12 protein-coding genes are annotated in these 13,881 nt (G+C 73.1%); 6 read left to right on the forward strand and 6 right to left on the reverse strand.

Features of this window, described 5'->3' with window-relative positions; all coding sequences use genetic code 11:
* Positions 1 to 44 precede the first annotated feature (44 nt).
* Together ACIHCX_RS28500 and ACIHCX_RS28505 are read left to right on the forward strand one after the other, a co-directional pair.
* A complete protein-coding gene (locus ACIHCX_RS28500; RefSeq protein WP_400034370.1) occupies positions 45 to 431 on the forward strand; it encodes a hypothetical protein in 387 nt (128 codons plus the stop codon).
* Between the two features lie 97 nt (positions 432 to 528).
* A complete protein-coding gene (locus ACIHCX_RS28505) occupies positions 529 to 1,980 on the forward strand; it encodes a S28 family serine protease (protein ID WP_400034372.1) in 1,452 nt (483 codons plus the stop codon).
* A 46-nt stretch (positions 1,981 to 2,026) separates the two neighbouring features.
* On the opposite strand, the gene ACIHCX_RS28510 is transcribed toward ACIHCX_RS28505, so the two are convergent.
* From ACIHCX_RS28510 to ACIHCX_RS28520, 3 genes are all read right to left on the reverse strand, one after another.
* Positions 2,027 to 2,650, reverse strand: a complete 624-nt coding sequence (locus tag ACIHCX_RS28510; RefSeq protein ID WP_400034374.1) for a hypothetical protein — start codon at positions 2,648 to 2,650, stop codon at positions 2,027 to 2,029.
* 140 nt (positions 2,651 to 2,790) lie between these two features.
* The gene (locus ACIHCX_RS28515) at positions 2,791 to 4,620 is read right to left on the reverse strand and encodes a glycoside hydrolase family 3 protein (RefSeq protein ID WP_400034376.1); all 1,830 of its coding nucleotides are present in this window, start codon (positions 4,618 to 4,620) and stop codon (positions 2,791 to 2,793) included.
* 126 nt (positions 4,621 to 4,746) lie between these two features.
* Entirely contained in the window at positions 4,747 to 5,664 is a 918-nt protein-coding gene (locus ACIHCX_RS28520; protein WP_400034378.1) for a LysR family transcriptional regulator, read from the reverse strand.
* A 96-nt stretch (positions 5,665 to 5,760) separates the two neighbouring features.
* On the opposite strand from ACIHCX_RS28520, the gene ACIHCX_RS28525 reads away from it, so the two are divergent.
* Entirely contained in the window at positions 5,761 to 6,708 is a 948-nt protein-coding gene (locus ACIHCX_RS28525) for an EamA family transporter (RefSeq protein ID WP_400034380.1), read from the forward strand.
* Between the two features lie 60 nt (positions 6,709 to 6,768).
* Here the strand turns inward: ACIHCX_RS28525 and ACIHCX_RS28530 are convergent, their stop codons facing one another.
* Together ACIHCX_RS28530 and ACIHCX_RS28535 are read right to left on the reverse strand one after the other, a co-directional pair.
* On the reverse strand, positions 6,769 to 7,701 hold the full coding sequence (locus tag ACIHCX_RS28530) for a GNAT family N-acetyltransferase (RefSeq protein WP_400034382.1): 933 nt from the start codon (positions 7,699 to 7,701) through the stop codon (positions 6,769 to 6,771).
* 437 nt (positions 7,702 to 8,138) lie between these two features.
* On the reverse strand, positions 8,139 to 9,209 hold the full coding sequence (locus tag ACIHCX_RS28535) for a LacI family DNA-binding transcriptional regulator (RefSeq protein WP_400034384.1): 1,071 nt from the start codon (positions 9,207 to 9,209) through the stop codon (positions 8,139 to 8,141).
* Between the two features lie 287 nt (positions 9,210 to 9,496).
* Here ACIHCX_RS28535 and ACIHCX_RS28540 point away from each other — a divergent pair, with 287 nt between their 5' ends.
* From ACIHCX_RS28540 to ACIHCX_RS28550, 3 genes are read left to right on the forward strand one after another with little or no spacing between them, the layout of a single operon-like run.
* A complete protein-coding gene (locus ACIHCX_RS28540) occupies positions 9,497 to 10,648 on the forward strand; it encodes a Gfo/Idh/MocA family protein (RefSeq protein WP_400034386.1) in 1,152 nt (383 codons plus the stop codon).
* A complete protein-coding gene (locus ACIHCX_RS28545) occupies positions 10,645 to 11,796 on the forward strand; it encodes a dihydrodipicolinate synthase family protein (protein ID WP_400034388.1) in 1,152 nt (383 codons plus the stop codon). Before ACIHCX_RS28540 ends, ACIHCX_RS28545 begins: the two co-directional genes overlap by 4 nt.
* Complete coding sequence (locus tag ACIHCX_RS28550; RefSeq protein WP_400034390.1) at positions 11,793 to 12,629, forward strand: sugar phosphate isomerase/epimerase family protein; 837 nt, start codon at positions 11,793 to 11,795, stop codon at positions 12,627 to 12,629. The genes ACIHCX_RS28545 and ACIHCX_RS28550 overlap by 4 nt, the downstream gene beginning before the upstream one ends.
* A 343-nt stretch (positions 12,630 to 12,972) precedes the next feature.
* On the opposite strand, the gene ACIHCX_RS28555 is transcribed toward ACIHCX_RS28550, so the two are convergent.
* Positions 12,973 to 13,875 (reverse strand): ribokinase, encoded by a 903-nt coding sequence (locus ACIHCX_RS28555; protein ID WP_400034392.1) that lies wholly within the window; start codon positions 13,873 to 13,875, stop codon positions 12,973 to 12,975.
* Positions 13,876 to 13,881 lie beyond the last annotated feature (6 nt).

Below are 13,881 nucleotides of genomic sequence, written 5' to 3' on the forward strand. Positions count from 1 at the left end.
CGTCCGTAGATCCGTACGCTTGTACGCTCACGTCAGGGGGGACCGTGGACAGTGCTGCGATACGCCGGCGGCCGCTGCCGCTCGTGGCTGTGCTGACCGGGGCGGTGCTGCTGGCGTTCGCCGCGCCCGGCACCGCCCAGGCAGCCGCCGGCTGCGCCGGCCGCGAGGTCAGAACGCTCTCCTTCGCCACCGGCACCGTCCACGTCCACAAGCGTGACGGCTACGTCTGCGCCCTCACCACCGCCAGGAAATCCGGCCCCAGACGGTTGATGTCGGTGACGGTGCAGGCCCGCGGCAACCGTCCGGTCACCGACAAGGGCCGCTACTCCCGGCAGGCCGGCCCGGTCACCGTGCACGCGGGCCACCGGTGCGTGCGGGTCGCCGGATCGGTGGGCTCGAAGTCGGTGCACACGGCCTGGATCCTGTGCTGAGCCCCTGAAACACGTTCAGGTATTTCCCTGCCGCCCTGGTGCGCACCCGAGTTGCTCCGATACCTTCCGGCGAACATCTGTCTTAATGGGAGGGTGCATGCGCAAGGCGCTCAGATGGCTGCTCGCGCTCACGGTGTCCATCGGCACGCTGAGTACGGCGGGGGCGGCCACCGCGGCCCAGCCGGAGGCCACGAACGGCACCGCGGCCAGCTCGGAAACCGACATCCTGAACCGGCTCCTGGCCATCCCCGGCATGAGCCTGATCGAGGAGAAGCCCTACACGGGCTACCGCTTCTTCGTCCTCAACTACACCCAGCCGGTCGACCACCGCGATCCGTCGAAGGGCACCTTCCAGCAGCGGATCACCTTGCTGCACAAGGGAGTCGACCGCCCGACGGTCTTCTACACCGGCGGCTACAACGTCTCCACGACCGCGAGCCGCCGCGAGCCCACCCAGATCGTGGACGGCAACCAGGTCTCCATGGAGTACCGGTTCTTCACCCCGTCCCGACCCGCCCCCGCCGACTGGTCCAAGCTCGACATCTGGCAGGCCGCCAGCGACCAGCACCGCATCTACCAGGCGCTGAAGCCGGTCTACTCCCACAACTGGATCGCCACCGGCGGCTCCAAGGGCGGCATGACGGCCACCTACTACAAGCGCTTCTACCCCGGTGACATGGATGGCGTGGTCGCCTACGTCGCCCCCAACGACGTGGTCGACAAGGAGGACTCCGCCTACGACCGCTTCTTCGCCACCGTCGGCACCAAGGAGTGCCGAGACAGGCTGAACGGGGTGCAGCGGGAGGCGCTGGTGCGCCGGGAGTCGCTGGAGAACAAGTACGCGAAGTTCGCCGCCGACCACGGCTACACCTTCACCACCGTCGGCAACCTGGACAAGGCCTACGAGGCTGTCGTCCTCGACTACGTGTGGGGCTTTTGGCAGTACAGCCTGCTGAAGGACTGCGGCACCATCCCGGGTGACGCCAAGAACGCCACCGACCAGCAGATCTGGGACACCGTCGACGCCATCTCCGGCTTCGACGCCTACACCGACCAGGGCCTGGAGCCCTACACGCCGTACTACTACCAGGCCGGTACGCAGCTCGGCGCGCCGACCATCCAGTTCCCGCACATCGAGAAGAAGCTGATCCGCTACGGCTACCAGCCGCCGCGCAACTACGTGCCGCGGTCGATCCCGATGAAGTTCCAGCCGTCGGCGATGCGTGACGTGGACACCTGGGTGCGCCAGCACGCGAACCAGATGCTCTTCGTGTACGGGGAGAACGACCCGTGGGGCTCGGAGCGGTTCCGCCTCGACAAGAAGGCACAGGACTCGTACGTCTTCACGGCGCCCGGCATGAATCACGGGGCGAACGTCGCCGGTCTCGTGCCGGACGAGAAGGCGCTCGCCACGGCCAGGATCCTCGAGTGGGCGGGAGTCGCCACCCCGGCGGTCCAGTCGAACCCGTCGGTGGCCAAGCCGCTGGCCGGCTACGACGCGAAGCTGGACGTGCGGGACGTGGAGCGGGAGCCCGCGCTCAGGCCGTGACACGCTGACGCGCACGCGCTGATCCATCGGTGGGCTGCGCCCGGAGTCACAGCTTCCGGGCGCAGCCCACCGGTTCGTCGCCGCCGAGTCGGACGTACAGGGTGGTCGACGCGGGGCACCGGTCGCGTCTGCGCACCGCCCGCGTCACCAGATACTCGGGCTTCTTGTGGCCCGTGCCGTCGCACGCGGTCTCCCGGACCTGGCCGCGGCCGGATCCGTAGAGGCAGTCGCCGACGACGGTGCGCGGGCCGCCCCCGCCGCCGGGGTCGCCGGGGTGGGGCGGCTGGAGGTTGCGCATGCAGGCGTAGCCCTGCGGGATCGCGCCGCCCTCCTGGCCGGGACCGGCCGGCTGGGCGTCGATGTGCAGGACGAAGTCGGTGTTCGGCGGGCAGAGCGGGCCGTCGCCGGGCCGGCCGTCGTGCCGGGCGATCACCCGGGCCGCCGCCCGCTCGCCGGAACAGGGCACCTCGGTGAAGGCCGTCGTGCCGAAGGAACTGCACTCGCCCACGTCGAGGAACACCGCGCCATGACCGGACGGCCCCGCGGAGGCCGGGGCGGTGCCCCGCTCCCGGCCACCCGTGGACCCGGGCGGCTGCCCGCAGCCCGTCAGCAGCGCCACGAGCAGCGCCGGCAGGGCGCACGCCACCCCCCTGGTCCATGTCCCGCGCATCGCCATCCCCCCGGTCCACCCCGGCCCAGCGTGGCCCGCCGCAGCGGGGCCACGCCAGGCGTGCGCGTGCTTCGGGCCAGTTGGCGGTGGCACGCCGGGGGGAGCGGCGTAAGCGCCGTACGCCCTACGGGCGAGAGCGGCTAGTAGGACAGGCCGTATCCGATGGGGTACAGGATCCGCGCCGGGTCGTCCGCCCGCTGCACCGGCACCGGCAGCTTCCCGCGCGGCCGCACCTGGCCCGCGATCACCCGTGCGGCGGCGCGCAGTTCCACGTCGGTCCAGGAGTAGGCGGCCAAGTGGGCGGGGACGGTGGGCAGGTGGGCGATGTCGTAGGGGTTGCGGATCGCGACCGCGACCACCGGGCGGCCGGTGGCGACGAGCCGTTCCACCAGTGTCTTCTGGGAGCTGCCCGCCGTGACGTTGTACGTCCCGACCACCACCGCGTCCGCGTCCTGTGCCGCGGCCACCGCCTGGTCGACGGTCGCCGCCGACGGGTCGGTGCCGGTCGACAACGCCGTGGCCTGGAAGCCGAGTTCGGTGAGATCGGCGGCGAGCACTCCGGTGGGCGGGCCGGTGGTGCCCGACGGGGAGGCGGGGTCGGCGCCGACGACGAGGATCTTTCTGTGGCTGCGGCGGGACAGCGGCAGCAGGCGGCCCTCGTTGGCCAGCAGGGTCGTGGTCCGCTCGGCGACGCGGTCGGCCGCCGCCAGGTGGGACTCGACGCCCACGACGCGGTCGACGTTCGACTGGCTGACGTAGGGGTCGTCGAGCAGTCCCAGCTTCGCCTTCAGCCGCAGGACGCGGAGGATCGATTCGTCGAGCCGGGCCTCGGTCAGCTCGCCGGCGCGCACCGCGTCCAGCACCGCGTTCCAGGCCACGTCCAGCGAGGGCGGGTTGAGCAGCTGGTCCACGCCCGCCTTCAGCGCGAGCACCGGGACCCGGTCGTCGCCGTACTTGGTGCGCACGCCGTCCATGCCGAGCGAGTCGGTCACCACGACGCCGTCGAAGCCGAGTTCGCCGCGCAGGATGCCGGTGAGGATCGGGTGGGACAGGGTGGCCGGGTCGCCGGAGTCGTCCAGCGCTGGGAACTGGATGTGCGCGGTCATGATCGAGTCGATGCCGGCCTTGATCGCGGCCCGGAACGGCACCGCGTCCAGCTGCTCCCACAGCTCCTGGCTGTGCGTGATGACCGGGAAGCCGAAGTGGCTGTCGGTGGCGGTGTCCCCGTGCCCGGGGAAGTGCTTGGCGGTCGCCGCCACCCGGGAGTTCTGGTAGCCCTTCACCTCCGCGGCCACCAGCCTCGCCACGGCGTCCGGGTCGGCGCCGAAGGACCGTACGCCGATGACCGGGTTGGCCGGGTTGACGTTCACGTCGGCGTCGGGGGAGTAGTCCTGGTTGATGCCGAGGGCGCGCAGCTCCGCACCGGAGACGCGGCCCAGGGTGTTGGCGTCGGCGGGCGAGCCGCTCGCGCCGATCGCCATGGCGCCCGGGAAGAGGGTCGCGGGCTTGCCCACGCGGCAGACGATGCCGTGCTCCTGGTCGGTGGCGACGAGCAGGGGCAGGCCGCGCGGCTGCCCGAGGGACGCCTGCTGGATCCCGTTGGACAGGTCGGCGATCTGGTGCGGGTTCTGGGTGTTGTTGGCCCAGGCGAAGTAGATGATGCCGCCGACGCGGTACTTGGCGATCAGCTCGGCGGCCGTGCGGACGCCTATCTCCGCGAGGTTGGCGTCGATGTCGGCCTGGGTCGGAGCGGTGGCCGAGTGGCCGTAGACCCGCATCACGAAGAGCTGGCCGACCTTCTCCTCGAGCGTCATCCGGGAGATCAGGGCACGCAGCTTCTTGTCGTCGTGGGAAGCGGCGTAGGCGGTGCCGGTGCCCTGGACCGCCAGGGCGGCGGTGACGCCGGCCGTGGCGGCGAGGAGGGTACGTCTGGAGGGAAGTGCGGTGGATCCCGTGCTGGTGTCGTGCACGTGCGCCCCTTCCGGAGGAGATCCGCTGGAGGATCACTGAAGGAAACTTCCGAGGGGTCACCAATATCCCGGCAGTTTCTGCCAGTCAAGGGAGTGCACAGGAACCGGTGGCGCGGGGGTGGGCGTTCAGCGAGGTGTGTGCGCGGACACCGTGGGCCAGTGGTGCCGCAGGGTGCGTACCGTCTCGGCGATGGCCGGGCGGCGTGCGGCGCCCGTGCGCCACAGCGCGTACAGCCGCCGTACCGGCATGGGGTCCAGCGGCACCTCCACGACCCCTTCGGGCAGCGGGCCCCGTCCCAGGCGTGGGATCAGCGCGACGCCCAGGCCCGCGGCGACCAGGGCGACCAGGGTCGGGTTCTCGTCGGCCTGGTGGACCACGTGCGGCTCGTGTCCGGCGGCACGCAGGGTGCGCAGCAGCCAGTCGCTGCACACCCGGCCCGGCGGCTGGCAGATCCACCGCTCGCCGCCCAGCTCCTCGCGCCGTACCCCCGTCCGCCCCGCGAAGGGGTGCCCGGACGGCACCAGCAGATCGCACAGGTCGTCCCCGATGACGGCCTGTTCCACCCCGGCCGGTGCGGGCAGCGGGGCGATGTCCCAGTCGTGCGCGACGGCCAGGTCGACGGCGCCCTTGGCGACCAGGTCCACCGACAGGTGCGGGTCGACCTCGCTGAGCCGGGCGTCCAGGGCCGGATGCCGGCGGGCCAGGTCCGCGAGGACGCACGGCATGAGCCCCCGCGCCGCCGAGGCGAACGCCGCCACGAGCAGCCGCCCGGCGGGCACCCCGCGCCGCTCCTCCAGTTCGGTCTCGGCACGCTCCACGAGCGTCAGCAACTCGCCGGCCACCGACACCAGTTGCTGCGCCTCGTCGGTGAGCCGCACCCCGCGCCCCTCGCGCTCGAGCAGGACCGTCCTGGTCTCCCGCTCCAGCTTGGCGATCTGCTGCGACACCGCCGACGAGGTGTACCCGAGCGCGGCGGCGGCCGCCCCGACCGTGCCGTGTACGGAGACGGCGTGCAGGGCACGCAGACGCTGGAGATCGAGCACGGTTCCTCCGACGGGCCGACCGGTTAGCGATGCTTCATGCAATGGTGCAGCAATCATCGCTGGTGCTTCACAGTCCGTGGAAGTGATCCTCGGTACATGCGACCTGCCCATGTCCTTCTCGCCGTCCTCGTCGCCGCCGTCTGGGGCGTGAACTTCACCGTCATCGAGGTCGGCCTCGGCCACTTCCCGCCCCTGCTCTTCTCGGCCCTGCGCTTTCTGGTGGCCGCCGTCCCCGCCGTCCTCCTGGTGGGCCGGCCGAAGGTGGCGTGGAAGTGGGTCGTGGCGGTGGGACTGGTGCTCGGCGTCGCCAAGTTCGGGCTGCTGTTCGTCGGGATGGACGCCGGGATGCCCGCGGGGCTCTCCTCCCTGGTGCTCCAGATCCAGGCGGTGTTCACGGCCCTGTTCGCCTTCCTGGCGCTGGGCGAACGGCCCACGGGCGTACGGGTGCTGGGCATGGGCGTGGCGCTCGCCGGCATCGGCGTCGCGGCCGTGGACGAGGGCGCCACGGGCCCCCTCGGCGCCTTCGCGCTCGTCGTCGCCGCGGCCGCCTGCTGGGGCGTCTCCAACGTCCTGACCCGCAAGGCGGCCTCGCCGGACGCGCTGAACTTCATGGTCTGGGTGAGCACGGTCCCGGTCCTGCCGCTGCTCGGCCTGTCGCTGCTCCTTGAGGGCCCCTCCCGGGACCTGGCCGCGCTGCGCGCCCTCGACTGGCAGGGCGCGGGCACGGTCCTCTACGTCGCCTGGATCACCACGGTCTTCGGCTTCGGAGCCTGGGGCTGGCTGCTGCGCCGCCACCCGGCCTCCACGGTCGCCCCGTTCTCGCTGCTGGTCCCGGTCTTCGGCATGTCCGCGGCGACGCTCTTCCTTGGCGAGTCGGTGAGCCCCCTGCGCTGGTGCGCGGCGGCGCTGCTGGTGGGCGGGGTGGCGCTGACGTCCCTGGCGCCGGGCCGCCGCCGTGAGCCGTCGCCGGCCCCGGCTTCGGAGCCCGCCGCCGTCCCCACCGGCGGTCCCGCCACGCCGCAGCCGGCCGGGCGGTCACGCTGAGGGCGGGGACCCGCTCACCGGCCCCCGGAGGACGGGCTCCATGGGCACGGGCCCCGCTCGTCACGCGCCCGGTTCGCGCAGGTCCAGCCGCCAGTCCTGGCCCATCAGGTCCTTGCCGAAGGAGTGGTGCGGCTGCTCGGAGACCAGGACGAAGCCGTGCCGCTGGTAGATGCGGCGGGCGCTGCCGAGCACGTCGTTGGTCCACAGCACCAGGTCCCGGTAGCCGGCCCCGCGCGCGAAGTCGACGACCGCCCGCACCAGCCGGTCCCCGATGCCCAGCCCGCGCGCCTCGGGCCCGACGAGCAGCAGCCGCAGCCGGGCGGTGGCCGGGGCCTCGTCCCGTACGCACATCACGCTGCCCACCGGGCGTCCGTCGAGTTCGGCGACCCACACCCGCTCCAGGGCCGGGTCGTGGTCCTCGGCGAAGTCGGCGACGATCCTCGCCACCAGGCGCTCGTAGTCGGCGTTCCAGCCGAACTCGGCCGCGTACACCGCGCCGTTGCGCTGCACGATCCAGCCCAGGTCGCCGGGTCCGGGCCCGCGCAGCACGACGTCCTCGGGGCTGGGTGCCCGGCCCTCGGACAGGATCTCCCGAACGGTGCGCATCGCGTCCGCCAGCCGTGACCGGTCCGCCGGCGGTACGGAGAGCAGCAGCCGGCCGACGGACTCCCGAGCCCGCTCCTCCAGCAGGACGGCGGCCTCCCTGCCGTGCGGGGTGAGGGCGACGCTCCGCCGCCGGGGATCCCGTTCGGACGGGCCGCGCTCGACCAGCCCCTCCTGCTCGAACTTGTTGAGGATCCGGCTCAGGTACCCGGCGTCCAGCGAGAGTGCGGCCCGCAGGTCGGCCGCGTCGGTCCGGGGCGCGTGCGCGAGTTCGTAGAGCACCCGGGACTCGGTGAGCGTGTAGGGGGCGTAGAGGTGGCGGCCGTAGTCGAGGGCACCGATGGCGTTGGTGTAGAAGCGGTTGAAGGCGCGGATGTCCTGGACGGTCATGTCGGACCCCGTGGGTGAAGGGGACGGGAGGCGGGCGCGGATACTTGACTCAGTCAGAGAACCGCTCACTCCGAGGCTAAACCGCCGACCCCCACCCGTCCACGGCCCCGCCCACCGAACCCGCCCGCCCGACACCCCGCGAACCCGCACGGCGCCCCGAGCCCCGGGCGCGGCCCCGCGGACCCACCCGGCCCGCCCGCGGCCTCACGCGGCGCCTCACGCGCCGCGCGGTTCATACCTCACGGAACGCGGCCTGCGGATTCGCGCGGTGTCGCACGCCCCCCCGAACTGCCTCACGTCCCGCGATTCCCACGCCCTGCAGGGTGCTCAAGCTCGGCGGTTCTCAGCCCGCGCGGTGTTCCGCCTGCGCGCATGGACCTCACGCTGCGGGGGACGGCCCCACGGACCCGCGCGGTGCCCTCGTCGACCCGCGTGGTTCATGCCCCGCGGGGCGCCCCCGCGGACACCCGCGGTGCCCCCGTGGACCCGCGCACCATCAGCTCCCCCGGGACGGTCGTGACCCCTCCGGACGGCGGCTCCTCGCGGCCCATCGCGATGCGGCCCGCGCGGGCGCCCGCTTCGGCGAGGGGCAGCCGGACGGTGGTGAGCGCGGGCACCGTGTCGACGCTGAACGGCAGGTCGTCGAAGCCCGCCACCGAGACGTCCTGGGGGATGCGCAGACCGGACTCGCGCAGCGCGGCGCAGGCGCCCAGGGCGACGGAGTCGTTCGCGGCGACGACCGCCGTCAGGGACGGGTCGCGGCGCAGCAACTCCAGGGTGGCCTCGTGGCCGGACGAGCGGTCGTACCGGCCGTACACCGTCCGGTGGGGGTCGTCCTCGATGCCCGCCGCGGCCAGCGCCTCCCGGTGGCCCTCCAGGCGGTGGCGGGTGGTCGTCCGCTCCTCGGGGCCCGCGATGTAGCCGAGCCGCCGGTGCCCCAGGCCGATCAGGTGCTCCGTCAGCTGCCGTGCCCCGCCGCGGTTGTCGAAGGCCAGCGCGATCGTCCGGGCACCGGGCGCCGGCGGGCGCCCGCACAGCACCACGCGCGTCCCGGCGTCCGCCAGCTTGCGCAGCTTCTCCGAGACCGCCGCCGCGTGCGGCGCGTCCTCCACGGCCCCGCCGGTCAGCACCACCGCCGCCGCCCGCTGCCGTTGCAGCAGGGTCAGGTAGGTCAGCTCGCGATCCGGTGAGCCGCCCGTGTTGCAGACCACCGCCAGCCGCTCCCCGCCGGCCCGCCCCCCGGGGCCGCCGATCTCCGACTGGATGGCGCTCGCCATGATTCCGAAGAAGGGGTCGGCGATGTCGTTCACCAGGATGCCGACCAGGTCGGAGGTCGCGGCGGCGAGCGCGCTCGCGGGGCCGTTGAGCACGTAGTCCAGCTCGTCGACCGCCTTCAGCACCCGCTCCCGGGTGGACGCGGCGACCGGGTAGTTGCCGTTCAGCACGCGCGACACCGTCGCGGGGGAGACCTGGGCGCGGGCCGCCACGTCCGCCAGGGTCACCGTCATCTCGTCGTCCTCCGGTCGCGCGTGTCGTCGTACGTGCCGTGCCCGGCCGGTACGTGCCCGCCTCCCGGCCCGTCGCGGGGACGCGGCCGGGTCGGGGCGTCGTGCAGACCCTACGGCCACTCGGTCGGCCTGTTCGCCGACTCGGACAACCACGTCCTGGACACGCTCTTGTCCGGACCGCTGTCCAGAGGCTAGCTTCTGCGGCATAGAAAGCGCTTGCTGCAACGCTCACCAGTGCGACCACCGGGGGCGTACGCGGCGCGTGGACCGCGTACGAAGGGACTGACGTGACACGCAAGACGGTGCGGATCGCCATGAACGGCGTGACCGGGCGCATGGGGTACCGCCAGCATCTGGTCCGCTCGATCCTCGCCCTGCGCGAGCAGGGCGGACTCGACCTCGGCGACGGCACCGTGCTGTGGCCGGAGCCGGTCCTGGTCGGCCGGCGCGAGCACGCGCTGCGGGCGCTCGCCGAGCAGCACGGCCTGGAGCACGTCTCGACCGACCTGGACGCGGTCCTCGCCGACCCGTCCGTCGACATCTACTTCGACGCACAGGTCACCTCGGCCCGCGAGGAGGCGATCAGGAAGGCGATCGCCGCCGGCAAGCACGTCTACACCGAGAAGCCCACCGCCACCGGCCTCGACGGCGCCCTGGAGCTCGCCCGGCTCGCCCGCGAGGCCGGTATCAGGCACGGCGTCGTCCAGGACAAGATCTTCCTGCCGGGACTGCTCAAGCTGAAGCGGCTGATCGACGGCGGCTTCTTCGGCCGGATCCTGTCCGTGCGCGGCGAGTTCGGCTACTGGGTCTTCGAGGGCGACTGGCAGGACGCCCAGCGCCCGTCCTGGAACTACCGCACCGAGGACGGCGGCGGCATCGTCGTCGACATGTTCCCGCACTGGGAGTACGTGCTGCACGAGCTGTTCGGCCGGGTCACCTCCGTGCAGGCCCTCACCGCCACCCACATCCCCCAGCGCTGGGACGAGAACGGCAAGCCCTACGCGGCGACCGCCGACGACGCCGCCTACGGCGTCTTCGAGCTCGAGGGCGGCGCGATCGCCCAGATCAACTCCTCCTGGGCGGTCCGCGTCCACCGCGACGAACTGGTCGAGTTCCAGGTGGACGGCACGGAGGGGTCGGCCGTCGCCGGTCTGCGCGGCTGCCGCGTCCAGCACCGCTCCGCCACCCCCAAGCCGGTCTGGAACCCCGACATCCCCGCCACCGAGGCCTTCCGCGACCAGTGGCAGGAGGTGCCCGACAACCAGGACTTCGACAACGGCTTCAAGGCCCAGTGGGAGCTGTTCCTCAAGCACGTGTACGCGGACGCCCCCTACCACTGGGACCTGCTCGCCGGCGCCCGCGGCGTCCAGCTCGCCGAACTGGGCCTGAAGTCCTCGGCCGAGGGCCGCCGCCTCGACGTACCGGAGATCCAGCCGTGACCATCCGACTGCCCGCGCCGGACGGGTCGTCGCGGACGTACGAACCCCGCACCGAGCCGCTCGCCGTCACCCCGGGCACGCCCTTCACCTCCCGTACGGTCTTCTCGGCGGCGCACGTCGTCGCCGACCCGTTCGCCGACACCTCGCCCGACGCGCCCGCCGCCGTCGACTGGGACGCCACCCTCGCCTTCCGCCGCCACCTGTGGGCCCACGGGCTCGGCGTCGCCGAGGCCATGGACACCGCGCAGCGCGGCATGGGCCTGGACTGGGCGGGCGCGGCCGAGCTGATCCGCCGGTCCGCGGCCGAGGCCCGCGCCGTCGGCGGGCGGATCGCCTGCGGCGTCGGCACCGACCAGCTCACCGGCGGCTCGCTCCCGCGGATCCGGGCCGCCTACGAGGAACAGCTCGCCCTCGTGGAGGAGTCGGGCGCCCAGGCGATCCTGATGGCCTCGCGCGCCCTGGCCGCCACGGCCAAGGGCCCGGAGGACTACCTGGAGGTCTACGGCCACCTGCTCCGCCAGGCCGCCGACCCGGTGATCCTGCACTGGCTCGGCCCCATGTTCGACCCGGCCCTGGAGGGCTACTGGGGCTCGGCCGACCTGGACGCGGCCACCGACACCTTCCTGGAGGTCATCGCCGCCCACCCCGACAAGGTCGACGGCGTGAAGATCTCCCTGCTGGACGCCCAGCGGGAGGTCGACCTGCGCCGCCGCCTGCCGCAGGGCGTGCGCTGCTACACGGGCGACGACTTCCACTACCCCGAGCTGATCGCCGGCGACGAGCAGGGCTTCAGCCACGCGCTGCTCGGCATCTTCGACCCGCTGGGACCGCTCGCGGCCGAGGCGGTACGACTCCTGGACACCGGGGACGTCAAGGGCTTCCACGGCCTGCTCGACCCCACCGTCGAGCTGTCCCGGCACCTCTTCCAGGCCCCCACCCGCTTCTACAAGACGGGCGTGGTGTTCCTGGCCTGGCTCGCCGGGCACCAGACGCACTTCACGATGGTCGGCGGCCTCCAGTCGGCCCGCTCCCTGCCGCACCTCGCCCGCGCCTACGAACTCGCCGACGGCCTCGGCCTGTTCCCTGACCCGCACCTCGCCGAGGAGCGGATGAAGAACCTGCTGTCGCTGTACGGGGTGAACCGATGAGCACCGGTCTCGAACGCTTCTCGATCAACCAGATGACGGTCAGGCAGCTGTCACTGCCGGAACTGGTCGACAGCTGCCTGGAGTTGGGCGTCCCGGGCGTAGGGCTGTGGCGCGAACCGGTGCAGAAGTACGGTGTGGAGGCCGCCGCCCGGCTGGTGCGGGACGCGGGCCTGACCGTCACCACCCTGTGCCGGGGCGGCTTCCTCACCGCGCTCGACCCCGGCGAGCGGGCGAAGGCCCTGGACGACAACCGGGCCGCCGTCGACGAGGCCGCCACCCTCGGCACGGACACCCTGGTCCTGGTCTCCGGCGGGCTTCCGGCCGGCAGCAAGGACCTGCACGGGGCCCGTGAGCGCATCGCGGACGCCCTCGCCGACCTCGGTCCGTACGCGGCCGAGCGCGGGGTCCGCCTCGCCATCGAGCCGCTGCACCCCATGTACGCCGCCGACCGCTGCGTGGTCTCCACCCTCGCGCAGGCGCTCGACCTCGCCGAACGCTTCCCCGCCCACCAGGTCGGCGTCACCGTCGACACGTACCACGTCTGGTGGGACGACACCGCCCCCGAGCAGATCGCCCGGGCGGGCGCGGGCGGCCGCATCCACACCTTCCAGCTCGCCGACTGGACCACCCCGCTGCCCGAGGGCGTGCTCAACGGCCGAGGCCAGATCGGCGACGGCTCGATCGACATGCGGCAGTGGAAGCGGTACGTGGAGGCGGCCGGCTACACCGGCGCCATCGAAGTCGAGCTGTTCAACGAGGAGTTGTGGACCCGGGACGGACGGGAGGTGCTGGCGGAAACGGCGGACCGGTTCGTGGCACACGTGATCAAATGACCGCATGGCGGAGACGGACAGAGGAGCGTCCCTGGGGCCGTCGGAACACACCGGCGGCCGCTGGGTGATGGGGGATCCGAGCCGGCCGAGGAGTCACTGGGTCGAACTCCGGGCGGACGGGCTGTACCCGCACGAGCCGGACCTGGCTGGGCTCCGTCGTCGGACGACTGGCTCTCCAGCGGCCGCCGTCGAACCGCGCGATATGTGAGGCGGTGGCCGAGGCCCGGCAGGCCGGACAGCGGCCGCGGGACGCAGAGGAGAGCCCCGAGAGCTCCTGACCGCCGAGGACGCCGACCGGCCTGTCTCACCGGGCGCCGGCCTGTTGTACAAGGCGCCGGCCGTTTTACAGGGCGTCGACCTCCGCCGCCGTGGGGTAGGACTCCTGGGCGCCCCGCCGGGTGACGGCGAGCGCGCCGACCCGGGCCGCGTAGGCCGCCGCTTCCTCGAGGGTCGCGCCCGCGCCCAGCCGCCAGGCCAGCGCCGCGGTGAACGCGTCGCCCGCGCCCGTGGTGTCCACGGCGTCCACCTTCACGGACGGGACCCGGGCGACCCCGTCGACGGACGCCACCAGCGCTCCCTCGCCGCCCAGGGTGATCACCACCGAGCGCGGGCCGAGCGCGAGCAGGTCCCGCGCCCAGTCCTCGGGGGCGTCGCCCGCCTCGGACCCGCCCAGGATCACCTTCGCCTCGTGCTCGTTCACGATCAGCGGATCGCAGGCCTTCAGGAGTTCCCGCGGCAGGGGGCGCGGCGGCGAGGGGTTCAGCACGAAGCGGCTTCCCGGCGCCAGGTTCCGCGCCGTCTCCTCGACCGTCTCCAGCGGGATCTCCAGCTGCGCCGAGACCACCCGCGAGGTCCGCAGGAGGGCCCCGGCCGCGCGGACGTCCTCAGGGGTGAGCCGGCCGTTGGCGCCCGGCGAGACCACGATGCTGTTGTCCCCGGACGGGTCCACCGTGATCAGCGCGACCCCGGTCGGCGCCCCGCCCACCAGCACGCCCGCCGGGTCGACCCCGGCCGCGCGCTGGGCGTCGAGCAGCAACCGGCCGTGGTCGTCGTCGCCGACCCGGGCCAGCAGGGCCGTACGGGCCCCGAGCCGGGCGGCGGCCGCGGCCTGGTTGGCGCCCTTGCCGCCGGGGTGGACGCTCAGGTCGGAACCGAGCACCGTCTCACCGGCGGCGGGCCGCCGCTCGACACCGATCACCAGGTCGGCGTTGGCCGACCCCACGACCAGGAGGTCGTAGTCGTACATGTGTGC

Origin of the sequence: Streptomyces sp. NPDC052043 (genome assembly GCF_044548235.1) — a bacterium.
Classification (GTDB): Bacteria; Actinomycetota; Actinomycetes; order Streptomycetales; family Streptomycetaceae; genus Streptomyces.

Bases quoted from the DNA above. Each gene is read 5' to 3' on its own strand.
- ACIHCX_RS28505 (WP_400034372.1), top strand. From the start codon at position 529: ATGCGCAAGGCGCTCAGATGGCTGCTCGCGCTCACGGTGTCCATCGGC.
- ACIHCX_RS28510 (WP_400034374.1), bottom strand. From the start codon at position 2,650: ATGCGCGGGACATGGACCAGGGGGGTGGCGTGCGCCCTGCCGGCGCTG.
- ACIHCX_RS28555 (WP_400034392.1), bottom strand. From the start codon at position 13,875: ATGTACGACTACGACCTCCTGGTCGTGGGGTCGGCCAACGCCGACCTG.
- ACIHCX_RS28530 (WP_400034382.1), bottom strand. From the start codon at position 7,701: ATGACCGTCCAGGACATCCGCGCCTTCAACCGCTTCTACACCAACGCC.
- ACIHCX_RS28525 (WP_400034380.1), top strand. From the start codon at position 5,761: ATGCGACCTGCCCATGTCCTTCTCGCCGTCCTCGTCGCCGCCGTCTGG.
- ACIHCX_RS28535 (WP_400034384.1), bottom strand. From the start codon at position 9,209: ATGACGGTGACCCTGGCGGACGTGGCGGCCCGCGCCCAGGTCTCCCCC.
- ACIHCX_RS28550 (WP_400034390.1), top strand. From the start codon at position 11,793: ATGAGCACCGGTCTCGAACGCTTCTCGATCAACCAGATGACGGTCAGG.